This is a genomic window from Mesorhizobium australafricanum, assembly GCF_033977265.1.
GTDB classification, from domain to species: Bacteria; Pseudomonadota; Alphaproteobacteria; order Rhizobiales; family Rhizobiaceae; genus Mesorhizobium; species Mesorhizobium australafricanum.
Genome location: NZ_JAVIIT010000002.1, coordinates 674,661 through 697,729 on the forward strand (window position 1 = coordinate 674,661; position 23,069 = coordinate 697,729).

The 23,069-nt window shown below is 63.9% G+C and carries 18 protein-coding genes; 11 read left to right on the forward strand and 7 right to left on the reverse strand.

From position 1 onward, the window contains the following. Positions 1-3: 3 nt before the first annotated feature. The 4 genes from RFM98_RS06640 to RFM98_RS06655 all read right to left on the reverse strand — a co-directional run bounded on the left by RFM98_RS06640 (position 4) and on the right by RFM98_RS06655 (position 5,201). Positions 4-1,143 carry an ABC transporter ATP-binding protein gene (locus tag RFM98_RS06640; protein ID WP_320308089.1) on the reverse strand — a complete coding sequence of 380 codons (1,140 nt, stop codon included), beginning with the start codon at positions 1,141-1,143 and terminating at the stop codon, positions 4-6. Positions 1,144-1,215: 72 nt separating this feature from the next. Next, positions 1,216-2,313 carry a polyamine ABC transporter substrate-binding protein gene (locus tag RFM98_RS06645; RefSeq protein WP_320308090.1) on the reverse strand — a complete coding sequence of 366 codons (1,098 nt, stop codon included), beginning with the start codon at positions 2,311-2,313 and terminating at the stop codon, positions 1,216-1,218. Between the two features lie 337 nt (positions 2,314-2,650). Then, positions 2,651-3,601 (reverse strand): DMT family transporter, encoded by a 951-nt coding sequence (locus tag RFM98_RS06650; RefSeq protein ID WP_320308091.1) that lies wholly within the window; start codon positions 3,599-3,601, stop codon positions 2,651-2,653. Between the two features lie 157 nt (positions 3,602-3,758). Continuing rightward, positions 3,759-5,201 carry a helix-turn-helix domain-containing protein gene (locus tag RFM98_RS06655; protein ID WP_320308092.1) on the reverse strand — a complete coding sequence of 481 codons (1,443 nt, stop codon included), beginning with the start codon at positions 5,199-5,201 and terminating at the stop codon, positions 3,759-3,761. Positions 5,202-5,452: 251 nt separating this feature from the next. On the opposite strand from RFM98_RS06655, the gene aceA reads away from it, so the two are divergent. The 3 genes from aceA (at position 5,453) to RFM98_RS06670 (ending at position 7,708) form a co-directional block, all read left to right on the forward strand. Then, positions 5,453-6,742: an isocitrate lyase gene (gene aceA, locus RFM98_RS06660; RefSeq protein WP_320213396.1), complete on the forward strand. Its 1,290-nt coding sequence runs from the start codon at positions 5,453-5,455 to the stop codon at positions 6,740-6,742. Positions 6,743-6,796: 54 nt separating this feature from the next. Beyond that, positions 6,797-7,039 (forward strand): SMc00767 family acetate metabolism repressor, encoded by a 243-nt coding sequence (locus RFM98_RS06665; RefSeq protein WP_320308093.1) that lies wholly within the window; start codon positions 6,797-6,799, stop codon positions 7,037-7,039. 222 nt (positions 7,040-7,261) lie between these two features. After that, a complete protein-coding gene (locus tag RFM98_RS06670) occupies positions 7,262-7,708 on the forward strand; it encodes a response regulator (protein WP_430682262.1) in 447 nt (148 codons plus the stop codon). A gap of 23 nt (positions 7,709-7,731) precedes the next feature. Here the strand turns inward: RFM98_RS06670 and RFM98_RS06675 are convergent, their stop codons facing one another. Beyond that, positions 7,732-8,445: an HAD family hydrolase gene (locus RFM98_RS06675; protein WP_320308094.1), complete on the reverse strand. Its 714-nt coding sequence runs from the start codon at positions 8,443-8,445 to the stop codon at positions 7,732-7,734. Between the two features lie 158 nt (positions 8,446-8,603). Here RFM98_RS06675 and RFM98_RS06680 point away from each other — a divergent pair, with 158 nt between their 5' ends. From RFM98_RS06680 to RFM98_RS06695, 4 genes are all read left to right on the forward strand, one after another. Continuing rightward, positions 8,604-10,040 carry a glutamine synthetase family protein gene (locus RFM98_RS06680; RefSeq protein ID WP_430681740.1) on the forward strand — a complete coding sequence of 479 codons (1,437 nt, stop codon included), beginning with the start codon at positions 8,604-8,606 and terminating at the stop codon, positions 10,038-10,040. Positions 10,041-10,110: 70 nt separating this feature from the next. Then, positions 10,111-10,479, forward strand: a complete 369-nt coding sequence (locus tag RFM98_RS06685) for a four helix bundle protein (RefSeq protein ID WP_320308095.1) — start codon at positions 10,111-10,113, stop codon at positions 10,477-10,479. A gap of 43 nt (positions 10,480-10,522) precedes the next feature. Beyond that, positions 10,523-11,815, forward strand: a complete 1,293-nt coding sequence (locus tag RFM98_RS06690) for an NAD(P)/FAD-dependent oxidoreductase (protein ID WP_320308152.1) — start codon at positions 10,523-10,525, stop codon at positions 11,813-11,815. A 359-nt stretch (positions 11,816-12,174) separates the two neighbouring features. Next, complete coding sequence (locus RFM98_RS06695) at positions 12,175-13,065, forward strand: SH3 domain-containing protein (RefSeq protein WP_320308096.1); 891 nt, start codon at positions 12,175-12,177, stop codon at positions 13,063-13,065. Between the two features lie 303 nt (positions 13,066-13,368). Here the strand turns inward: RFM98_RS06695 and RFM98_RS06700 are convergent, their stop codons facing one another. Further along, entirely contained in the window at positions 13,369-14,115 is a 747-nt protein-coding gene (locus RFM98_RS06700) for an SDR family oxidoreductase (protein ID WP_320308153.1), read from the reverse strand. A gap of 291 nt (positions 14,116-14,406) precedes the next feature. Between RFM98_RS06700 and zwf the strand changes: the two genes are divergently transcribed. From zwf to edd, 3 genes are read left to right on the forward strand one after another with little or no spacing between them, the layout of a single operon-like run. Continuing rightward, the gene (gene zwf, locus RFM98_RS06705; RefSeq protein WP_320308097.1) at positions 14,407-15,876 is read left to right on the forward strand and encodes a glucose-6-phosphate dehydrogenase; all 1,470 of its coding nucleotides are present in this window, start codon (positions 14,407-14,409) and stop codon (positions 15,874-15,876) included. Continuing rightward, a complete protein-coding gene (gene pgl, locus RFM98_RS06710; RefSeq protein WP_320308098.1) occupies positions 15,858-16,574 on the forward strand; it encodes a 6-phosphogluconolactonase in 717 nt (238 codons plus the stop codon). The genes zwf and pgl overlap by 19 nt, the downstream gene beginning before the upstream one ends. 60 nt (positions 16,575-16,634) lie before the next feature. Continuing rightward, positions 16,635-18,458: a phosphogluconate dehydratase gene (gene edd, locus RFM98_RS06715; protein WP_320308099.1), complete on the forward strand. Its 1,824-nt coding sequence runs from the start codon at positions 16,635-16,637 to the stop codon at positions 18,456-18,458. 70 nt (positions 18,459-18,528) lie between these two features. On the opposite strand, the gene RFM98_RS06720 is transcribed toward edd, so the two are convergent. Next, positions 18,529-20,193 carry a vWA domain-containing protein gene (locus tag RFM98_RS06720; RefSeq protein ID WP_320308100.1) on the reverse strand — a complete coding sequence of 555 codons (1,665 nt, stop codon included), beginning with the start codon at positions 20,191-20,193 and terminating at the stop codon, positions 18,529-18,531. A 323-nt stretch (positions 20,194-20,516) separates the two neighbouring features. Between RFM98_RS06720 and RFM98_RS06725 the strand changes: the two genes are divergently transcribed. Beyond that, on the forward strand, positions 20,517-23,066 hold the full coding sequence (locus RFM98_RS06725) for an autotransporter outer membrane beta-barrel domain-containing protein (protein WP_320308101.1): 2,550 nt from the start codon (positions 20,517-20,519) through the stop codon (positions 23,064-23,066). The last annotated feature ends 3 nt before the right edge of the window (positions 23,067-23,069 follow it).

A 23,069-nucleotide genomic window follows, 5' to 3' on the forward strand; every position in this document is an offset into this window, starting at 1 on the left:
CTCCTACCGGGTCAGCACGACGCCGGCGTCGGGCCGAAAGGAAACCCAGGCGCGGTCGTTCCAGGTGAGCGGATCCTCGGTGACGCGCGAGGCGTTCAAGGCGCTTGCCCGCACCATCTGCCCGTCGTCAAGCCTCACGTGATAGACGGTCATGTCACCGAGATAGGCGACATCGTAGACCTCGCCCTCAAGCGCGTTGACGGCATCCGCCGGCTTCTTCGACGAAACCTTGATCTTTTCCGGCCGGATCGCGAAGATGATGTCAGCGCCGGTGGCGGCGTCGCTGCCATTGTCGACGACGATTTGCGCACCGGTGGCGCCGGTGATGCGCGTCGTGTTTGCCGTGCGCTCGGCAACCTTGCCCTCGAACATGTTCACGTTGCCGACGAAATGCGCCACGAAGCGCGAAGCCGGCGCCTCGTAGATCTCAGCCGGCGTGGCGACCTGCATCACCTCGCCCTTGTCCATGATGGCGATGCGGTCGGCCATGGTCATGGCTTCTTCCTGGTCGTGGGTGACGACGACGAAGGTGAGTCCGAGCTCCTGCTGCAGGTCCATCAGTTCGAATTGCGTTTCCTCGCGCAGCTTCTTGTCGAGCGCGCCGAGCGGCTCGTCGAGCAGCAGAACCTTGGGCCGCTTGGCGACCGAGCGGGCAAGTGCCACCCGCTGACGCTGGCCGCCCGAGAGCTGATGCGGCTTGCGCTTGGCGAACTGCTCGAGCTTGACCAGCTTCAGCATCTCGGCGACGCGCTTTTCGACATCGGCTCCGGGCATGCCTTCCTGCTTGAGGCCAAAGGCGATGTTCTTCTCAACCGTCATATGCGGGAACAGCGCGTAGGACTGGAACATCATGTTGACCGGCCGCTTGTAGGGCGGGATGCCGCGCAAGTCCTGCCCGTCGAGCAGGATGCGGCCCGCGGACGGCTCCTCGAAGCCGGCGAGCATCCTGAGCAGGGTCGACTTTCCACAACCCGAAGCGCCGAGCAGGGCGAAGAATTCGCGCTCGAAGATGGTCAGCGACAAATTGTTGACGGCGGTGAAGTCACCGAATTTCTTGGTGACCTTGTCGAACTGGATGTATGGCTTGGCGTTCGGGTCGTTCCATGGCGCGAAATCCCTGCGGATGCTGCCAAGCGATTTCATAATCCCCACTCCGTTAAATTCCCCAAAAGAAAGCGACCCCGGCAGTTGGCTGCCGGGGTCGAGTCTCAATGCTTACTGACCGGTGACGATCTTGGTCCAGGTGCGTGTGATGACGCGCTGGGCCTTGGGATCGTATGGCGCAACGGTATACAGCTTCTTCGTCGTCTCCTCGTCGGGATAGACCGAAGGATCTTCCAGGATCGCCTTGTCCACGAACTGCTGCGAAGCCTTGTTGCCGTTGGCGTAGAGCACGTAGTTCGACGACTTGGCGATGACTTCGGGCGTCATCATGTAGTTGATGAACTCGAGCGCGTCGGCGGCATGCGGCGCGTCCGCGGGAATCGCCATCTGATCGAACCACATCTGGGCGCCTTCCTTCGGCACCGAATAGCCGATCTCGACGCCCTGCTTGGCTTCCTCGGCGCGGTTGCGGGCCTGGAAGACGTCGCCCGACCAGCCGATCGCCAGGCAGATATCGCCATTGGCCAAAGCGTTGATGTATTCGGACGAATGGAACTTGCGGATATAGGGCCGGACCTTCAGCAAGGCTTCCTCGGCCTTGGCAATGTCGTCCGGCGAGGTGCTGTTGGGGTCGAGGCCGAGATATTTCAACGCCGCTGGGATGACGTCGGCGGGAGAATCCAGCACATAGACGCCGCAATCCTTCAGCTTGGCCAGCTTGTCCGGATTGAAGAAAACGTCCCAGCTGTCGATCTTGTCGGTGCCGAGCGCGGCCGTCACCTTCTTGACGTTGTAGCCGAGGCCGACCGTGCCCCACATATAGTTGACCGAATATTCGTTGCCCGGATCGTATTTGGCGGTGCGTTCCGAGATGACGTCCCACATGTTGGAGATGTTGGGCAGCTTCGACTTGTCGAGCTTCTGGAACACGCCTGCCTGGATCTGGCGCGCCAGGAAGTTGGCGCTTGGCACGACGACGTCATAGCCGCTGCCGCCGGCAAGCAGCTTGGTCTCCAGGATCTCGTTGGAATCGAAGGTGTCGTAGACAACCTTGATGCCGGTCTTCTTGGTGAAGTCGTCGATGATCGAAGAGTCGATATAGTCCGACCAGTTGTAGACGTTGACGACGCGGTCCTCGGCATGGCCGCCTGCTGTGAAAAGCGTCAAAAATGCCGACGTCGCCGAAAGCCAGAGAGCTTTGCGGATCATGATGTTCTCCTTTGGTGGGTGTTCCCTTGCCGGCTCGTCGCGATATGGCGGGGCGGCGTTCGTTTCAGACTATTGAGCTTTCCGGAGAGCGACAAGCGTGAACTGTCCACGCCAGGCTCGATCACGGCATCAAGGTTCGAGGCATTCCAGCCGCCCCGGCGAGGCACCCGGGCGGCGTCGACGGCATTGACCGTGGCGTAAGCAGAGCTATGACGATGCTGTCCGGTCCCGAGCAGGCCGGCGGAGACATTTGGCAAGATACGCCTGTCTTGTTGTTGCCGTAATCGCAGCCTGCCCGCCCGGCAACTGGGTTGTCAATGGGGAAGGCTGCCTATCGTCAATTGGGTGTCGGCAGACCGGTGATGCCCGGTCGCGCCGGGCGTGCCTGCCGCTTGAACTCAAGGCCGATATGGACGAGCAGCGCCGTGACCACGACCGCGCCGCCAATGATGGTGCGCACCGATGGCACCTCGGAATGGACGAGCCAGACCCAGATCGGCCCGAGGATCGGCTCGAAGGTGCCGAGCAGGGCCGCGATCGCCGCCGGCACCAGCCGCGCGCCCATGGCGAAAAAGGCAAGGCCAATGCCGAGATTGACGACGCCGAAGGCGAAGAGAAAGCCCATGTCGCGCGCGGAGACGGCAAATTCCGCGGCCTGCGAGGCGGCAAAGGCACCGGCAAGCAGCGCGCCGAGGCAGGTGGCCGGCACCATGCGCACATGGGCGAAGCGCCTGGTGATCACGGTCGCGGACGAAAACATCACCGCGATCAGCAGCGCAAGGCCGTCACCGATCGGCGAGACGGCGCCGCCCAGGGATTCGGAGACCATGATGGCGACACCGGTGATGACGGCGGCAATCGCGACCCAGGTGGCCGGACTGACCCGCTCGCGAAACAGGAGCCAGGCAAGGAGGGCCGCCAGAAGCGGCACGCCGGCCTGCATCAGAAGGATGTTGGCGACCGTGGTGTAGGCAAGCGCCACCACGAAGCTGGTCGAGGCAGTGGCGAAGCACAAGGCGACGCCAAGGCCGGGCAAACCCATGTGTCGAAAGAGTTTCAGCGTACCGCGCCAACCGTCGCGCCAGACCATGAATGCGACGAGAAAGGCCACGGCCCAGAGCGAACGCCAGAACACCACGGTCCAGCTGTCGCCGATATGGATGAAACGGGCGATGGTGCCGCCGAAACTCCACATAAGCGCCGAAAGGAAGACCAAAAGCATGCCGATCCGCTCCTCGCGCGGCGAGGCGGAAGGCAAGGCGGAGGGGGACGGGGCGGTATCGGTCATGGACATGACTGTCAGCGAGTTATTTGCGCTACGATGCGCCAAGGGCAACAGGGATTCTGTGTCTCAGACGACAAGACTGTGTCTCAATCGCGTAGCGCAAAGACGCAGACTCGGCGTGATCCAGCGCTCGGCGAGGCTTGGGACACATCCGCCGATGTCATCCCTGAAAATCGAAGGCGCTGAGGCCGGTCACCATCTCGTCGAGGCCGAGCGGGCGCGTCACCGGCGGCTCGGCGCGCGCCAGGCAGCCGGCGCGCTCGCAAAGCCTGCAGGCGGGGCCTACCGGCGTGGCGAAGCCTTGCCCGGTCTTGCCCGCGACCCCCGCCGGCAATGCAGCGCCATAGACGATCTCGTCGCGGAAGCCGATGTCGCAGCCGAGCAGGAGCGCGGTGCGCCGCGGCCGCTCGGAGAAGGCGCCTTGCGGCCCTTCCAGCGTGCGGGCGATGCAAAGGAACTCGGCGCCATCGGGCATTTCCATCGCCTCGACCAGGATCTGGCCCGGCTGCGAGAAGGCCGCATGGACCGGAAGCTTGGGGCAGCCGCCGCCGAAGCGGCTTTGCGGATAGCCCTGGCTGCCGGCCTTGCGGAAGCGGTTGCCGGCATTGTCGACTTCCAGCATGAAGAAGGGCACGCCCGATGCGCCCTGCCGCTGCAGCATGGTCAGGCGGTTGGCCGCCTGTTCGAAGGAGACGCCGAAGCGGGAACGCAAGACATCGATGTCGTAGCGGGCGCGCAGGGCGGCGGCATGGAAGGCCTGATAGGGCATCATCAGCGCGTGCGCGGCATAGCGGGCGAGCTCGAAGCGGGCGAGCCGGCGCGCCTCGTCGGTGCCAAGCTTCAGCGCCTGGATCTCGCCGGCGACGGCCACCGACATGCGCATGAGGCTCGCCTCCATGGCGACCTCGCGCAGCTGGTCGAAAGGCGACAGCCGCTCGGACAGGAACAGACGCTGCGAATGGCGGTCATAGCGGCGGCGCCAGTTGGGCATGGTGGCGACCGGCAGCACCTTGACGACGATGCCGTGCTCGCGCCGCAACCAGGCCTTCAGCGCGCCGAACAGATCGTCGCCGGGCTCGAGGACCGATGTGAAAGCCTCCGCCTCCTCCTCCAGCGAAGCAAAATGGTTCGCCCGGCGCTCGAACACTTCGTGGACTTCATCGGCAGGCAGGCGCGTGCCGGACAGCGCGGTTGCCCTGCCCTCCTTCGCCAGGAGCTGGTTTAGGTCTGACAGGCGCTCGGCCTGCTCGCGATAGGCGCGAAAGAGCTTTACCATCGCCGCCGAAGCATTCGGCGCGGTCTCGGCAAGGTCGATCAGTTCCTGATCGCCGGGCAGTTCGCCGGCAAGAAGCGGATCGCTGAAGGCTTCGCGCAAGGCCGCGATCGAGCCTTTTGTCTCTCCTTGCAATTCATGCGGATCGACCTTGTACACGGAGGCCAGCTTGAGAATGAGCTGCACCGTCAGCGGCCGCTGGTTGCGCTCGATGAGGTTGAGATAGGAGGGCGAGATGCCCAGTCCCTCGGCCATTCCCGTCTGGGTCAGGCCCCTGGCGTTGCGCAGCCGGCGCAGCCGCGGTCCGGCGAAGATCTTCTGGTCGGCCATCCCTGCCATCCTTGACAAGAATTTACATGAACATTGCGTCCTGCGTCCGCTGCAGCACTTTTACAATCGTGACAAATTTACAGAGATAAGTTGTCAATGACAACACAGCTTTTCCTTTATTTTTGGCCCCAAACGACGGTTTTTCTGGGTGTCTTTCGCGCTGCAATGTAAATCATGTCATACGCAGACGTCGCGAAGCATACCTTTGCGATGCAGCGCCGAAGCAGTTTCCAAGCGATCCGGAGTGACCAATGACCGATTTTTACAACCTCGTCCCTTCCGCGCCGGAAGGCCGTTTCGATGGCATCGAGCGGCCCTACTCGCCAGAGGATGTGAAGCGGCTGCGCGGTTCCGTGCAAATTCGCCAGACGCTGGCCGAGATGGGCGCGAACCGGCTGTGGAAGCTCATTCATGAGGAGGATTTCGTCAACGCGCTCGGCGCGATGTCCGGCAACCAGGCCATGCAGCAGGTTCGGGCCGGACTGAAGGCGATTTATCTCTCCGGCTGGCAGGTGGCCGCCGACGCCAACACCGCGTCGGCCATGTATCCGGACCAGTCGCTTTACCCGGCCAATGCGGCGCCGGAACTCGTCAAGCGCATCAATCGCACCCTGCAGCGCGCCGACCAGATCGAGACATCCGAAGGCAACGGGCTTTCGGTCGAGACCTGGTTCGCGCCGATCGTCGCCGACGCCGAAGCCGGCTTCGGTGGTCCGCTCAACGCCTTCGAGATCATGAAGGCCTTCATCGAGGCCGGTGCTGCCGGCGTCCACTATGAGGACCAGCTGGCGTCCGAAAAGAAATGCGGCCATCTCGGCGGCAAGGTGCTGATCCCGACCGCGGCGCATATCCGCAACCTCAACGCGGCGCGCCTGGCGGCCGACGTCATGGGCACGCCGACGCTGGTCGTGGCGCGCACGGACGCGGAAGCGGCGAAGCTGCTGACTTCCGATATCGACGAGCGCGACCGGCCTTTCGTCGACTACGACGCAGGCCGCACGGTCGAAGGTTTCTACAATGTGAGGAACGGCATCGAGCCTTGCATCGCGCGCGCCGTGGCTTACGCGCCGCATGCCGACCTTATCTGGTGCGAGACCTCGAAGCCGGATCTGGCGCAGGCCAGGAAGTTCGCCGAAGGCGTGCACAAGCATCATCCGGGCAAGCTGCTCGCCTATAACTGCTCGCCGTCCTTCAACTGGAAGAAGAACCTCGACGACGCGACGATCGCGAAGTTCCAGAAGGAGCTTGGCGCGATGGGCTACAAGTTCCAGTTCATCACGCTCGCCGGCTTCCACCAGCTGAACTTCGGCATGTTCGAGCTGGCGCGCGGCTACAAGGACCGCCAGATGGCCGCCTATTCGGAACTGCAGGAGGCCGAGTTCGCGGCCGAGGCCCGCGGCTATACCGCGACCAAGCACCAGCGCGAGGTCGGCACCGGCTATTTCGACGCCGTGTCAATGGCGATCACCGGCGGCCAGTCTTCGACCACCGCCATGCATGAATCGACCGAGCACGCCCAGTTCAGGCCGGCGGCCGAGTAGCGGATAACAACCAGAGGAAACGCCCGCAGGGCATTTACATCGAGGAGAAGACCAATGGCATCGATAAGCCGCGTCAAGGAAAGGGCAGAAGAGCAATCGAGCACGATGAGCGTCGACCAGCAGGCGACGATCCGCATGCTCGCCAACGATCTGCACAGGCTCAACCAGTCGGTCATGAAGGCCGTCGAAGCGGGCGTCTCGGTGGAGCTGGTGCGTTCGGCCAGGCACCATGGCGGCGACGGCAACTGGGGTGACCTTTTGATCCCGGTGATCGTTACGCAGCAGACCCATACTTGACGTAACGTCAACAGTCTCTGCGATGGTCTCTCGCGCGTTATACGTTCGGGAGACTGTCGTATTTTTCGATTTGCCTTCATCGCCGAGAGACACGACTTGAGCTGAATTCCAGAATTCTTGCTCTATTTTCGAGTTCGACCTTTTCAGGTTGACACCGGCCGCGATCTCACCCAATTGTGCCTCAGGTTTCAACCCTGCATTGAACCGGAGTGCCTGCCGCCGATGTGTCCCGCCAATCGTGACGACTCCGAAAAACACCCGAAACAGGCGGCCCGCCTTGGCGCGATGGCGGCGGACTTTTCCAAGGTGCTCGTCGTCGGGAAGTCGTCGATCAACCGGGTCGTGGTGTCGAAAATAGTCGAGAAATCGGGACTGAAGCCGATCTCGGAATCGCCCGAGACCGCCGAAAAAGCCCTGACCGGCCATCTGCCCGGGGCAATCATCCTGGACGGCGGGCCCGACAACAAGGATTGCGACCGGCTGATGTCGGCCATCGACGCGCTGCGGCGCGCCTCCGGCAAGCCGTTGCCCGCGGTGATCCTGCTCTCAACCAGCACAGGCACGCCGGAAAGCCTTGGCCTGTCGAGCGTGATCGATGCCGTGGTGGCCAAGCCGATCACGCCCGATAGGCTGCAACCGGTGGTCGATCGCCTGGTCGGTCGCGGCTAGGCACAAGTGCCCCCACGGGGCCATTAACCGGTCGTGGCGATGCTTTCGAGCAGCGCCGGCAGCTCGCTCAAGTCGGCGATCTGCCGGAAACGCGGCGCCGCGACCGGCACCTCGGCATGCTCGGCCGCCCAGGTCAATTCGTGCGGGACATAAATACCCCAACCGCCGGCGTCGATGGCCGGGACCACGTCCGACTTGAGCGAATTGCCGACCATCATGCTCTTTTGCGGCCCGTCGCCATGGCGGCTGAAGATGCGGGCATAGGTGGCGGCGCTCTTGTCGCTGACGATCTCGACAGCGTCGAAGAGCTCGCCCAGTCCTGATTGCGCGAGCTTGCGCTCCTGGTCCATGAGGTCACCCTTGGTGATCAGCACCAGGCGATAGGCGCCGGCGAGCTTCTCGACCGTCTCGCGCGCATGCGGCAGCGGCTCGATCGGGTGGCTGAGCATGTCGCGGCCGGCAGCCAGGATTTCGGCAATGGTCGAGGCCGGAACACGCCCCTCGGTAACCTCGATCGCCGTCTCGATCATCGACAGCGTGAAGCTCTTTATGCCGAAGCCATAGAGGCCGAGATTGCGCTTTGCGGCTTCAAGCAGGTTTGCCGAAACGTGGCTTGCCTCGCCGTGTTCGGCAAGCATGGCGATGAAGCGCCGTTCGGTCATGCGGAAGAACTGCTCGTTCTGCCACAACGTGTCGTCGGCATCGAAACCGATCGTCGTCAAATGAGGGGCTGACATGAGCGGACACCATTCTTTGCCGGTGGGTGGTGTAAACGCTGTTGCACCACGCCGCCAGCCTGAAGACGGTTATCCTCCCGAGGCGACGTGGGCGCCTCCCCTTCCCTTCCGCCATGGCGCCCGGCTATACTTCGAAATCCGCAAACACAATCTGGTGAATGATGCCGCCTGAAAAAAAGGAAGTCCGTCCGTCAAGCCGGGGGGGACGCGCCCGCACGCCTGCGTTCCTGAAAAGCGAACGCGGTGTGAAGAACTGGAAGGAAGCCAGCGCCTGGCTCGAATGGCGCGGCATCGAGGACATCGAATGCATCACGCCCGACCAGGCAGGCGTTGCCCGCGGCAAGATGATGCCGTCGAAGAAATTCACCTCCAACACTTCGCTGGCACTGCCTTCGGCAGTGTTCATGACGACGATCTCGGGCGGCTATCCCGAGGACGGCAACGGCTTCCACTATCCGGAAGATGACGGCGACCTGAAGCTCTTGCCCGATCTTTCGACACTGACCGTCGTGCCCTGGGAAGAAGACCCGACGGCGGCGGTGATCTGCGACCTCGTCCACCAGGACGGCCGCTCGGTCGAGTTCACGCCGCGCAATGTCCTGAGGCGCGTGCTTGCCGCCTATGACGACCGTGGGCTAAGGCCGGTCGTAGCGCCCGAGATCGAATTCTATCTGGTGCGCAAGAACCCCGATCCGGATTATCCGCTGACGCCGCCCGTGGGGCGCTCGGGCCGGCCGATCGGCGGCGGCGCCGGTTACTCGATCGCCGGCGTCAACGAGTTCGACGAACTGATCGACGACATTTACCATTTCTCGGAACGGCAGGGCCTGGAGATCGACACGCTGATCCACGAAGAGGGCGCAGGCCAGCTTGAGATCAATTTGCGGCACGGCAATCCGATCGAGCTCGCCGACCAGGTCTTCATGTTCAAGCGCACCATCCGCGAGGCGGCGCTGAAGCATGAAATCTACGCCACCTTCATGGCAAAGCCGATCCAGGGACAGCCGGGTTCGGCCATGCATATCCACCAGTCGATCGTGGACAAGAAGACCGGCAAAAACATCTTCTCGGCGGAGGACGGCTCGGAGACCGACGCGTTCTTCCATTTCATCGGCGGCATGCAAAAGCATGTGCCGAACGCGCTGGTAATGTTTGCGCCCTACGTCAATTCCTACCGTCGGCTGACGCAGGCGGCTTCCGCGCCGGTCAACACCAAATGGGGCTACGACAACCGCACGACAGCTTTCCGCGTGCCGCGCTCGGATCCCGCGGCGCGGCGCGTCGAAAACCGCATCCCGTCTTCCGACGCCAATCCTTACCTGGCGCTCGCGGCGTCGCTGGCCTGCGGGCTGATCGGCATCACGAAGAAGGAAAAGGCTTCCGCGCCGGTGCTTACCACCGCCAACGAAGACGAGATCGACCTGCCGCGCAGCCTGCTTGAGGCCGTCGACCTGTTCGAGGGCGACAAGGAGCTCGGCGCAATCCTCGGCAAATCCTTCGCCGCCACCTTCGCGGCGATCAAGCGGGCCGAGTTCGAGACTTTCATGGAAGTGATCAGCCCGTGGGAGCGGGAATATCTGCTGCTGAATGTGTGAGTGGAATAGGGAGTAAGGCAGTAGGGGAGTAGGGGAGTAGGGGAGTAGGGGAGTAGGGGAGTAGGGACGGGTGGCCGAAAAAACAGGCTCGTACAAGGACTTGGTGGTCTGGCAGCAGGCGATGGATTTGGCTGTGTCAGTTTACAGCGCGACGAAATCCTGGCCTAAGGAGGAGCTTTATGGACTGACCAGCCAAGCGCGCCGCTCCGCAACTTCGGTACCCTCGAATATAGCAGAGGGTTACGGCAGGGAGATTCGAGGTTCCTATCAGCAGTTTCTCCGCATCGCTCAAGGGTCGCTGAAGGAATTAGAAACTCAGCTTCTGATCGCTGAACGTACCGGCATTGCACCGCGAGCAACGACGGACCCATTACTTGCCAGCACCGAAAGTGTCGGCAAGCTCCTTCGACTTCTAATCCGAAAGTTGGCAGCCGACTAGGTACTCCCCTACTCCCCTACTCCCATACTCCCCTACTCCCATGATGACCCTACCCTACCAATCCCCCATCTCTCCCGGCCGTTCCTGGTATGAGGACACGGCCGGCCCCCGGCCTGAATATCCGGCTCTCGACGGCGACCGGACCTGCGATGTCGTCATCGTCGGCGGGGGCTTTACCGGGCTGTCGGCAGCCGCGCATCTTGCCAAGGCAGGCACGAATGTCGTGCTGATCGAAGCCTATCGCTTGGGCGATGGCGCGTCGGGACGCAATGGCGGCCAGCTTGGCACCGGCCAGCGCGCCTGGGCCGAGGAGATGGAGGCCGAATATGGCCTTTCCCGCGCCAAGGCGCTTTTCGACATGGCCGAGGAAGCCAAGGCGCATCTGTTTGACTTCGCCGCCGCCAACGCGATCGACATCGACTATATGCCGGGTCAGCTTTCCGTGGCCCACAAGCGGCGCTATGTCGACGACTACAAGCGCCACGCCGAGCTCATGGCGAGCCGCTTCGGCTATCAGCACATCAGTTTCATGGATGCGGCTGAAACAGCGGAGCGGTTGGGCTCGACGCGCTACTTCGGCGGCACCCGCGATATCGGCACCGGCCACATCCACCCCCTGAAGTTGGTGATCGGCACGGCAAAAGTGGCTGCAGCGGCCGGCGCGCATCTCTTCGAGCAGACGCCGTCCACCGGCATCATTTCCAGCAGCGGCAAGGTGAAGGTCACGACGCCCAGGGGCACGATCACCGCCGACAAATGCCTGATCGCGGTCAACGCCTATGGCGGCAACCTCGAGCCGGTGAGCGCTGCGCACATCATGCCGATCGGCTCCTTCATCGGCGCGACCGTGGCCCTCGGTGCCGCCTCCAAAGTGCTGCCGGGCGGCGAGTCGGTCGACGATTCCCGCTTCGTGGTGCGGTATTTCCGCAAGTCGAAAGACGGCCGGCTGCTGTTCGGCGGACGCGAGGTCTATGCCGTCAACGATCCGAAGGACATCCATATCCACATCCGCAAGCAGATCGCCGAGCTCTATCCGGCGCTGAAGGATGTCGAGATCACGCATGGCTGGGGCGGCTATGTCGGCATCACGGTGCCGAGAAAGCCGTTCGTGCGCGAGGTGATGCCGAAGGTGATTTCGATGGGCGGCTATTCCGGCCACGGCGTCATGCTGTCGAACTTCTTCGGCAAGCTCTATGCCGAGACCGTCGCCGGCAATCGCGACCGCCTGAAACTGATCGAGGATCTGAAGATCCCTGCTTTCCCCGGCGGCCGGCGTTTGCGCGCGCCGCTCTTGTTTCTCGCGCTCAGCTGGTTCGCGTTACGGGACAGGATTTGAAGCCGGTCGCCCGGCAGGTGCCATCGATTCGACGCGAGTGGCTTCCGCGCCGCAGGTTGTGGAAGCCCTAAAACGCGTCGCGCTGAACGGAGTGAGGCGACGCGCTTAAGTTTTGATTTGACGCATGTCGTTGTCCCGGAACCGCTGCACACTTCTGGGCGACATGCCTCAACAAGCGCGCAACGATTTCGCAAAATGGCTCACTCATGCCATAATCAGCAGTGAAAGATGCCATCATGGGCGAAAATCCGGGGACTTCGCGGACCTGTCCGCAGTGATTTCGGGACCGATGCCGATCGAAGCCAACCCTCGCGGCAACGATCGAAAGAACGTCGGCCCGCTTGTTGGAGGTGGTTTGAGTGAACGAGCCCTTCAGTTTCGGCATGCCGGAACGGCAGCGCTTTACAATGCAGTTCGGCTATAACGTACGGCCATCCTTCTGGCAGAAGGTGCAGTCGAACGCGCATCTGGTCATTGCAGCGATTGGTACCGCCGCGCTGCTCGGCGTGGCCGCGGTGGCGCTTTGGCTCAGCGTTCCGGGCAGTGACCGGCAAGTGGCCGCGGCCAGTGCCGAGCAGACCGTTCCGACAATTCCGGTGAAGACCACGAAGATCGCTCCGGCGGCAGCGGCGATCACCGTGGCAGCGGCGCCGCAAGCCGCGCGCAAGGCGGATGCGGTTTCGCCGGCAAGAGCGGCTCGCGAAGCCAGCATTCCGGCGCTGGCGTCGAACAGCCCGCGCTGGACGGCTTCAGACTCCAAGACCCCGCCGGACCAGGCCGAGGATCGACCGGCTCCATCCAAGCAGGCCGCCGAGCCGAGCGCCGCGCAATCGACCGATACCGCCTTCGCCGAGCCCACTGCCGAGAACGATGCTTCGGATGCGCTATCGCAGGTTGCCGCACCCGCGCACGAGACGCCGACGGCCGCGAAGAAGCCGGGCGACAAGATGGATGGCGCCCAAACCGCCGCCATTCCCGATGCCAAGCCGCAGGATCCCGATGCCGAGCCGGCAGCGACGGACAGCGCGGCCCAGCCCAAGCCGGAACCTCAAAAAGTCGGCGCGGCCGCCAACGGACGCATTTTGAGGGCCGTCACCATGCGCTCCGGGCCGAAGAAGGGTGCAGCCGCGATCGTCACCATACCCGCCAAATCGTCGGTGCAAGTGATGAGCTGCAAGCAGTGGTGCGAGATCGTCTATGACGGCAAGCACGGCTGGGTCTACAAAAGCTACGTCAAGACCGGCGCGTGACACGGGTTGCGCCGGCGGAGAGTCACCCGCCAAAGAGCCGGCGGACCCGCTGCCAGCGGCGATCCAACTTGCGCTGCCTCACAAAGTCCCGGTGATCCTCGAACGGCACTTTGTGGAGGCCGCAATCTTGGCAGCCTTGTCCTTTGCCGCATGCCGGTATCCAGCGCTTGACTTCATGGGTCCAGGCTGGTGCCACCCGTTCCAGATGCAGTTTGGGCGCACTTTTGAGAAACATCAGCTCGCCTGGCACAGCGGTTTGCCTGACGTAACTGGCACGTCAACCGGTGTTTGGGCGCAGATTGCTCAGATACAGCGCCCGCCATCGACCTCCAGCGCCACGCCGGTGATGAAGGCCGCTTCATCGGAGGCCAGCCAGAGTGCCGCGTTGGCGATGTCGAGCGGTGTCGAGAGCCGGCCGAGCGGGATCGAGGCGCGGAATCTTTCGCGGATCTGTGGCGTGTCGGCGCCCATGAATTTCTCCAGCATGCCGGTTTCGCCGGCGACCGGGCAGAGGCAGTTGACGCGGATGTTCTTCGGCGCCAGCTCGATGGCCATCGACTTGGTGGCGGTGATCGCCCAGCCCTTGGAGGCATTGTACCAGGTCAGGCCCGGCCGCGGCCTTAGCCCAGCCGTGGAGGCTGTGGTCAGGATGACGCCGCCGCCCTGCCGGTCCATGATCGGCACGACGGCAAGCGCCGCGTGATAGATAGCCTTCATGTTGACGGCGGTGATCAGGTCGAAGGTTTCCTCATCGACGCCGAGCATGTCGTCGTTTCGATGGGTGAAGCCCGCATTGTTGACCATGATGTCGATGCGGCCGAAGGCGCTCTTGGCGGCGTAGATCATCTCGTCGAATTCGGAGCGCAGGGACACATCGGTCTGGGTCCAGATCGCGTTGCCGCCGATCTCTTCGGCCACCCGCTCGGCGCCCTTGGCGTTGAGGTCGGCGACGACCACGCGCGCGCCCTCTTCGGCGAAGCGCTTGGCCATGCCTTCGCCAAAGCCCGACGCGGCACCGGTGATGATGGCGACCTTGTTTTCCAGACGCATGGTTTTCCCGTTCATTGAGACCATCCTGAATTGGCGGGAGATGGCAGCCGCGAGCGCCGCTGTTTCTCCCTTAGCTTTCGTCACATTCGCGTTCTATGGTGCAATCGCGAACGCTTCCGGAAGCCATGGCTTGCCGACGAGCCTGCCGGCGGCGCGAGTGTCGGGAAACATGCGGACCGATGCAAGAGCAAGCGATTGGTCCTCACATGTGACACCATGGCACTGGAAAATTTAAATCGATTAGCATATACCAACCACGCTGCCGCCAACGGGCATCAAATCGGACTGACCATGACCAGCCAGATCATCCCTGTCGATCCTTTCGACTTCATCATCTTCGGCGGTACCGGCGACCTGTCGGAACGCAAGCTCCTGCCCTCGCTCTACTATCGCCAGTGCGGCCACCAGTTCTCCGAGCCTACCCGCATCATCGGCACCTCGCGCGCGAAGATGACCGACGCAGAGTTCCAGGCGTTCGCCAAGAAGGCGATATCCCAGCATGTGAAGCCGGCCGATATCGACGCCAAGGAGCTGGAGAGCTTCCTGGCCAGGCTTTCCTATGTCTCGGCGGACGCGACCACGGGCGCCGGCTTCGACAAGCTGAAGAAGGCGATCGGCGACAGCGACCGCATACGCGCCTTCTATCTCGCGGTGGCGCCGGCGCTGTTCGGCGACATCTCGCACCAGCTCAAGGAGCACAAGCTGATCACGCCGAACTCGCGCATCGTGCTGGAGAAGCCGATCGGCAGGGATCTGGCCTCGGCGCGCGCGCTCAACGACGCGGTGGGCGACGACTTCGACGAAAGCCAGATCTTCCGCATCGATCACTATCTCGGCAAGGAAACGGTGCAGAACCTGATGGCGCTGCGTTTTGCCAATGCGCTTTACGAGCCGTTGTGGAACTCGGCCCAAATCGACCATGTCCAGATCACGGTCGCCGAAACAGTGGGGCTCGAGGATCGCGTAACCTATTACGACAAGGCCGGCGCGCTGCGCGACATGGTGCAGAACCATATTCTCCAGCTACTATGCCTCGTTGCCATGGAAACGCCGTCCTCGATGGACGCAGACGCCGTTCGCGACGAGAAGTTGAAGGTGCTGCGGGCATTGAAGCGCATCAACGGCAATGAGGCGCCGAAGCACACGGTGCGCGGCCAGTATCGCGCCGGCGCTTCCGCCGGAGGGCCGGTCAAGGGCTATGTCGAGGAACTGGGCAAGGACAGCAACACCGAAACCTTCGTCGCCATCAAGGCCGAGATCGGCAACTGGCGCTGGGCCGGCGTTCCCTTTTATCTCAGAACCGGCAAGCGGCTCGCCACCCGCGTCTCGGAGATCGTCATCGAGTTCAAGCCGATCCCCTATTCGATCTTCGGTGACAGCGCCGGGCCGATCTTCGCCAACCAGCTGGTGATCCGGCTGCAGCCGGACGAAGGCGTCAAACAGTACATCATGATCAAGGATCCGGGACCGGGCGGCATGCGGCTGCGCCAGATCTCGCTCGACATGAGCTTCGCGCAGTCCTTCCAAGGACGCGCGCCCGATGCCTATGAACGGCTGATCATGGATGTGGTGCGTGGCAACCAGACTCTGTTCATGCGTCGCGACGAGGTCGAGGCGGCGTGGAAATGGATCGACCCGATTCAGAACGCCTGGGAGAGCGCCAGGCAGGAGGCTCAAGGCTATACAGCCGGAACCTGGGGACCGTCGGCCTCCATCGCGCTCATCGAACGTGACGGACGGACATGGCACGAGAGCAATTGAGCGCGGCCCGCTACAACTGGAACGGCTTTGCCGATCGCCAGGACCTGGCGACGGCGCTGGCCGGACAGATTGCCGACCGGCTGGCCGGCGCCGTCGCGGAGCGCGGCACCGCGCTGCTCGCGGTGTCCGGTGGAACCACGCCGGCGAAGTTGTTCGCCGTGCTGTCGACCACTCCCATCGCCTGGGACAAGGTCACCGTGACGCTGGTCGATGAGCGCTTCGTGCCGCCGTCCTCGCCGCGCTCGAATGCCGGACTGGTGGCGGCGAACTTGCTCCAGAACGAGGCCGCGGCGGCGCGTTTCGTGCCGCTTTACCATGAGGCGGAGAGCATCGAGGACGCCGCGGCGGCGGATGGCGAAGCGCTGCGATCGCTGCCCTGGCCACTCGACGTGGTCATCCTCGGCATGGGCGGCGACGGCCATACGGCTTCGTTCTTTCCCGACGCCGGCAACCTCGGCGAATTGCTCGATCCGACCTCGCAGCGGATCGTGCTGCCGGTGCACGCGGCAAGCGGCGGCGAGCCGCGGCTCACGCTGTCGATGGCGCGCATCGTTGCCTCCAGCTTCGTCGCGCTGCACATCGAAGGCGATGACAAGCGCACCGCATTTGACGGCGCGATGGGACCCGGCGCGAAAAAGCCCATCCGCAGAGTGATCGAGGCGGCGCCGAGACCGATAGAGGTGTTCTGGGCACCCTGATTGCAACATGACGGCCCGACGGCGCTGGGAGGACGCTTGCCGGGCTCGAAAGGACGGACCATGACAGCCAGACGCGATATCGAAGCCATCACGGAACGCATCCGCCAACGTTCGAAAGCCGGCCGCGAAGCCTATCTCGGCCGCATCGCGGAGGCTTCCAGCCGCACCGCCAACCGCGCGGTGCTGGGTTGCGGCAACCTTGCGCATGGCTTTGCCGTGTGCAGCCCGTCCGAAAAGATCGCGCTCGGCGGCGACCGGGTGCCGAATCTCGGCATCATCACCTCCTACAACGACATGCTGTCGGCGCATCAGCCCTTCGAGACGTTTCCGGCGCTGATCAAGGAAGCGGCGCGCGAGGCCGGCGGCATCGCCCAGGTGGCCGGCGGCGTGCCGGCGATGTGCGACGGCGTCACGCAAGGCCAGCCCGGCATGGAGCTGTCGCTGTTCTCGCGCGACGTGATCGCCATGGCGGCGGCGATCGGCCTGTCGCACAACATGTTCGACGCCGCCGTCTTCCTCGGCGTCTGCGACAAGATCGTGCCCGGGCTGGTGATCGCCGCGCTCACCTTCGGGCACCTGCCGGCCGTCTTCATCCCGGCCGGACCGATGACGACCGGCCTGGCGAATGACGAGAAGGCCAAGGTCCGCCAGCTTTATGCCGAAGGCAAGGTCGGCCGCCCCGAACTGCTTGAGGCGGAGTCAAAATCCTATCACGGGCCAGGCACCTGCACCTTCTACGGCACCGCCAACTCCAACCAGATGCTGATGGAGATCATGGGCCTGCACACGCCGGGCGCCTCCTTCGTCAATCCAGGCACGCCGCTGCGCGACGCGCTGACGAGGGAAGCGGCAAAGCGGGCGCTGGCGATCACCGCGCTCGGCAACGCCTATACGCCGGTCGGCCGCATGATCGACGAGCGTTCGATCGTCAACGGCGTTGTCGGCCTGCACACCACCGGCGGCTCCACCAACCACACCATCCACCTGATCGCGATGGCCGCCGCGGCGGGTATCGCGCTGACCTGGCAGGATATTTCCGATCTCTCGGAAGCAGTTCCGCTCTTGGCGCGCGTCTATCCGAACGGGCTTGCCGACGTGAACCATTTCCACGCCGCCGGCGGGCTTGGCTTCCTGATCCGCGAGCTGCTCGACGAAGGCCTGCTGCACGAGGACGTGCAGACGGTGTGGGGCGAAGGCCTGCGGCCTTACGCGGTCGAAGCGAAGCTTGGCGACGACGGCGGCGTGGTGCGCGAAGCAGCGCCGCTGCAGAGCGGCGACGAGAAGGTTTTGGCGCCGGTCAGGAAAGCGTTCCAGGCGACAGGCGGCCTGAAAGTGCTTGGCGGCAATCTCGGCCACGCCGTCATCAAGACCTCGGCGGTCAAGCCCGAGCGTCGCCTCATCGAGGCGCCGGCAAAAGTGTTCGACAGCCAGCAGGCGCTGAACGACGCTTTCAAGGCCGGCACGCTGACCGGCGATTTCATCGCGGTCATCCGTTTCCAGGGACCGAAGGCCAACGGCATGCCGGAACTGCACAAGTTGACCACCGTGCTCGGCATCCTGCAGGATCGTGGGCAGCGCGTCGCGCTTGTCACCGACGGGCGCATGTCGGGCGCTTCCGGCAAGGTGCCGGCGGCGATCCATGTGACGCCGGAAGCAGTCGAGGACGGACCGATCGCGAGAATCCATGACGGCGACGTCATCCGCCTCGACGCCGATGCCGGCACGCTGGAGGTGCTGGTGCCGGGAACGGAATTCGCGCTGCGCCGCACGGCGGATGCCGATCTCATCGGCAACGAGTTCGGCTTCGGCCGCGAGCTGTTTGCCGGCTTCCGGCAACTGGTCGGCCGCGCCGACCATGGCGCCGCGGCATTCGGCAACGCGTGAAGGACGTCTTGTCCTCCTCATGAAAAAGGGCGGCTCGTTGGCCGCCCTTTTTGCATTCGTCCATGCAATCCTATTGCACGGTCAGTTCGGCCCGCTCGCCGGCCTTGACCGTCACAGTGCCTTCCTTTGAGCTGTTGTCCGATTTCTCCGAGACGACAGTGTAGTCGCCCGCTGGTATCGCCGCCTGATACTTCTGGTCGTATGCGTAGCCGAGCGACTTGCGGTTGCCGTTGATGTCCTTTTCCATTTCGAAGATCTCGATCTTCGAGGCACCGGGCGCGGTGATCGCCAGCACGCCGGCATTCATGGTGACCTTCACGTCCTGAAGCTCGCCGACCTTGACTGTGAAAGGCTGCTCGACGACGGCGAGATCGACCGTCGCGATCAGCACGTAGTCGCCGGGCGGCAGATCGAACTTGCTGTCGGGCCCATAGGCATAGGTCACGTCGTCCCTGGTTCCGTCGATCTTCTTCTTCGCCTTGACGACTTTGAAGCCGATGCCCGATGCGTCCGCCTTGTCACCGCCGGCCGTGTAAAAGGCGTTGGCAACGACATGGCCGACGCCGGCGATCATGTCCTTTTCCACCGTCTTGCCAGCGGCCAGCGGGATCGTTTCAGTCACCTCGCCCTGCCCGATCGTGACCGTCACCTTCTCATCGCCGGCGGGCAACACGACTTTCGTGGTGCCATAGTAGGTCGCAGGATGTTCGGCGCCGGGATAGTCGATCACAACAGCCGCGCCATCGACGACATCAGCGCCCGGGCTCGGCCGCGGATGGATGATGAGCGTGCCGGCATTCAAGGTGAAGAGCGGCTTGTAGACCTGGCCCGCCTCGATCTTGACCTTCTGCTCGACCTTCGCCTCGCCGTCCTGGGCGACGACGATATAGTCGCCCGGCTCCAGATTGCCCTTGTAGGCGCCGTATTCGGTGGCCACGGAATCGCCCCGTGTGCCGTCGGATTTCGCCTTGTATATTTGCCAGGCGTTGCCGTCCGTGATCGGATCGTCGCCCTCGGCAAGCACCACCGTCGGCATGAAATTGAATTCCGGCTTGGCCGGTTCAGGAGCCGGCGCGGGTGCCGGGGCAGGCTCCGGCGCAGCGGCCGGTGCCGGAGCCGCGACGGTCTTGACCAGCGCTTCCTGCAATGCTTTCTCGTCAGACGCCTGGATGTATTTGCCGCCGGTGTTCTCGGCGAGGCAGGCGATCTGCTTGCCTTCGTCGGCGGTCAGGCCGAAACCGACGACATCGGCGGTGAAGTCGACGCCCGAGGCCTCAAGCTCCTTGCCAAGCGCGCAAGGATCGCCGCCACAGGTCTCCAGGCCGTCGGTGATCAGCACCACGGTTGCCTTGTCCTCGGTGTATTTCAGCGCTTCGGCGGCCTGCTTGACGGCGGCCGTCAGCGGCGTCTTGCCGAGGAATTTCATGCTGTCGGCAGCAGCCGAAATGGCGCTGGCGGAGCCGGCTTGCGGCGGCACGATCAGCTCGATGTCGTCGCAACTGCCCTTGGTGCGATGACCATAGGCCATGAAGCCGATCTCGTCGTCGGCCGGAACCGACTGCAGCACCGTTCGCAGCGATTCACGCGCGATCTCCAGCTTCGGCTTGCCATCGATCTGGGCCCACATCGATCCCGATGCATCAAGGATGATGATGACCTTGTTGGCGGCAAAGCCAAATGTGGTCATCGACAAAAGGAGGATCGCCGCAGCGACGCTCCGTGCCAGTCCCGCCATGAAAATCTCCTGAGTGAACCCCGTGTCCGCGTCCGGAAAGCTATTTGACGCCCCGTCAGGACACAAGCCCGCTCGTCCGTCGAGCGTCTCCGTCTGGAGGTCGCCGTACGCGCATCGAGATCACGGCCCTCCCGATTTCGCTAGGATGACCGCCCTCCAGCCGCTCGCCTATATCGCAATCTCGGGTTTAACGGTGGGACTGAAGGCTGGCGATGTTGGGGGCAAACGGGCAGGAATCGCGTCCACCGAGCGGGCAGAGCCTGCAGCGGCGCGGGGGGACAGGCGGACCCGGCAGGCGCACAACTGGCACGGGCTGCCTGGCATTGGCCCTTGCCGCGATATGCGTTTCGGCCCGCGCGGCGGACGTCGAGATCACCGCCAACACCGGAGCGGTCAATCTCGACACGTTCGCGGGGACCACGGCTCACATCAACCCGGGCGTGACCGTTGGCCCTTCGAACCCGGCTATCAGCGCCACGCTCCAGGCATGGACGCTGACCAATGAGGGGGCCGTAACCGGCGGCAACACGGTCAAGCTCGACCAGGGCGGCACGTTTCTCAATGCCAACGGGGCGACCGTCACCGGCAGCCTGACCGCACTCACGTTCGGCTATAAACCGTTTGGCCTGCCACCGGCAGGCGGCCCTGGCACTCTCGACAATTACGGGACGATCACCGGCGGCGTCGAGGGCGTCACGATGTGGCTTGGCGGAACGGTCAACAACCATGCCGGAGGCACGATCACGACAGCAACGGGCCTCAACGCCGTCTCGATCGGCCAAGGCACATCGCGCACTCTGTTCAACAGCGGCGCGATTAAGGCAACAAAGACAACGGGCTTCAGCACCGGCGTGCTCATGCAGGGCGGGCCGTCGACATTCACAAACACCGGCACGGGCGTCATTTACGGCGACTATAACGGCGTCTATGCCAGCGCCAGCGCGGTCTTCACGTCGTTCGGCAATGCCGGCTCGATCACGTCGTCCCGGGGTCCGGCCGTCGAAGCGACCGGCGGTGGCGCTATCGTCAACAGCGGCATCATCGCCTCGACAAATGCCAGCGGCATCCTGACGCGCAATACCGCGGCAGCCGAAGTCATCAACAGCGGCACCATTACCGGCGCGGTCAATGCCATCGCTTTCACCTCGGCAGGCGGCGGCACGGTCGGAGCCACGCACACGGTGCGGCTGCAGACCGGCTCCGTCCTCAACGGCAATGTTCTTGGCGGCACCGGCACGGACAACCTCATTCTGGAAGGGGCGGGCAGCGAGACCTTCGCGAAGTTCAAGAATTTTGAAACACTGGCACTGCAGGGCACCGATTGGGAGCTGACCGGCACCGGCGGCTTCTCGACAAGCGCCGCCGTTCAAACCGGCCTGCTGCGCGTCAACGGAGCGCTGACCAGCCCGACCGTGACCGTCAGCACCGGCGCCGGGCTCGGCGGCACGGGCACGATCATCGGCGCCGTCGCCAACGGCGGCACCATCGCCGCCGGCAATTCGATCGGCACCTTGTCGGTAACAGGAAGCGTCGTGTTCAATTCGGGGTCGGCGCTGCAGGTCGAGGTAAATCCCGGCGGCCAAGCGGATCTCGTTGCCATAACAGGCACAGCCACGATCAACGGCGGCACGGTTCAGGTGCTTGCCGCCGGCGGAACTTATTCGCCGTCCACCGTCTACACGATCGTGTCGACCACCGCGGGCCTCACCGGGCCCGGGACCTTTTCCGGCGTCACCTCGAACTTCGCCTTCCTGGCGCCCACGCTTACCTATGACGCCAACAACGTCTATCTGACGCTGGAGCGCAACAGCATCGACCTCGACGCCATCGGCGGCACGCCGAACCAGCGGGCTGCAGGCGCCGGCGTGCGGGCGCTTGGCGGCGGCAATGCGATTTTCGATGCCGTGCTGATGCTCGACGTTCCCGGCGCGCGCGCCGCCTTCGACCAGCTTTCGGGCGAAATCCATGCCTCGGCCGCCGGCCTCATGCTGGACGACAGCCGCTTCGTGCGCGAAGCGGCACTCGACCGGGTTCGCCAGGCCGGCAGGCCCGGCGGGCCCGGCCTGTGGGGCCAGGCCCATGGCGCCTTCAGCAGCCGCGACAGCGACGCCAACGCCGCCGACTTCGACGCCCATTCGGGCGGATTCTTCGCCGGGATCGACGCGGCGGTCGCCGACACCATCCGTCTCGGTGTCCTGACGGGTTATGACCGCAGCACTTTCGATGCCGACGATCGCGCTTCCAGCGGCTCGGCCGACAGCATTCATCTGGCGGCCTACGGCGCCGGCCAATGGGGTGATTTCAGCCTGCGCGGCGGCGCGGCCTATGCCTGGCAGATGATCGAAACCGATCGCTCGGTCGCCTTCCCCGGCTTTTCCGACCGGCTTTCGGCCAAATATGACGGCCATACCGGTCAGGTCTTCGGCGAGGCGGGCTATGCCTTCCACAGGGGTGGCACGACCATCGAACCGACCGCGGCGCTGGCCTATGTCGACACGGGCAGCGACGCCTTCAGCGAAGATGGCGGCGCAGCGGCGCTGTCCAGCGACGGCCTCGACAATTCCGTCACCTTCTCGACGCTCGGGCTAAGAGGGTCGACGGCGTTCGACCTGGGCGGCGTTGCCGCAAGCGCGCGCGGCTTCGTCGGCTGGCGCCATGCCTTCGATTCGACACCGACGATCGGCGTGGCCTTTGCCGGCCAGGACCCGTTCACCATCGCCGGCACGCCGATCGCCCGCGATGCGGCGCTCATCGAGCTCGGCCTCGACTTGCAGGCCGGCGCGGCCTCACGGCTCGGGCTGAGCTATGCGGGACAGTTCGGCGGCGGCACGACCAGCCAGGCCTTTAAGGCCGGACTGCACGTCTCCTTCTGAACC

What these genes read in the sequence shown, in the direction of transcription:
- RFM98_RS06640 (WP_320308089.1), bottom strand. Translation starts at nt 1,143, where the DNA reads ATGAAATCGCTTGGCAGCATCCGCAGGGATTTCGCGCCATGGAACGAC.
- RFM98_RS06645 (WP_320308090.1), bottom strand. Translation starts at nt 2,313, where the DNA reads ATGATCCGCAAAGCTCTCTGGCTTTCGGCGACGTCGGCATTTTTGACG.
- RFM98_RS06650 (WP_320308091.1), bottom strand. Translation starts at nt 3,601, where the DNA reads ATGACCGATACCGCCCCGTCCCCCTCCGCCTTGCCTTCCGCCTCGCCG.
- RFM98_RS06655 (WP_320308092.1), bottom strand. Translation starts at nt 5,201, where the DNA reads ATGGCCGACCAGAAGATCTTCGCCGGACCGCGGCTGCGCCGGCTGCGC.
- aceA (WP_320213396.1), top strand. Translation starts at nt 5,453, where the DNA reads ATGACCGATTTTTACAACCTCGTCCCTTCCGCGCCGGAAGGCCGTTTC.
- RFM98_RS06665 (WP_320308093.1), top strand. Translation starts at nt 6,797, where the DNA reads ATGGCATCGATAAGCCGCGTCAAGGAAAGGGCAGAAGAGCAATCGAGC.
- RFM98_RS06670 (WP_430682262.1), top strand. Translation starts at nt 7,262, where the DNA reads ATGTGTCCCGCCAATCGTGACGACTCCGAAAAACACCCGAAACAGGCG.
- RFM98_RS06675 (WP_320308094.1), bottom strand. Translation starts at nt 8,445, where the DNA reads ATGTCAGCCCCTCATTTGACGACGATCGGTTTCGATGCCGACGACACG.
- RFM98_RS06680 (WP_430681740.1), top strand. Translation starts at nt 8,604, where the DNA reads ATGATGCCGCCTGAAAAAAAGGAAGTCCGTCCGTCAAGCCGGGGGGGA.
- RFM98_RS06690 (WP_320308152.1), top strand. Translation starts at nt 10,523, where the DNA reads ATGACCCTACCCTACCAATCCCCCATCTCTCCCGGCCGTTCCTGGTAT.
- RFM98_RS06700 (WP_320308153.1), bottom strand. Translation starts at nt 14,115, where the DNA reads ATGCGTCTGGAAAACAAGGTCGCCATCATCACCGGTGCCGCGTCGGGC.
- zwf (WP_320308097.1), top strand. Translation starts at nt 14,407, where the DNA reads ATGACCAGCCAGATCATCCCTGTCGATCCTTTCGACTTCATCATCTTC.
- pgl (WP_320308098.1), top strand. Translation starts at nt 15,858, where the DNA reads ATGGCACGAGAGCAATTGAGCGCGGCCCGCTACAACTGGAACGGCTTT.
- edd (WP_320308099.1), top strand. Translation starts at nt 16,635, where the DNA reads ATGACAGCCAGACGCGATATCGAAGCCATCACGGAACGCATCCGCCAA.
- RFM98_RS06720 (WP_320308100.1), bottom strand. Translation starts at nt 20,193, where the DNA reads ATGGCGGGACTGGCACGGAGCGTCGCTGCGGCGATCCTCCTTTTGTCG.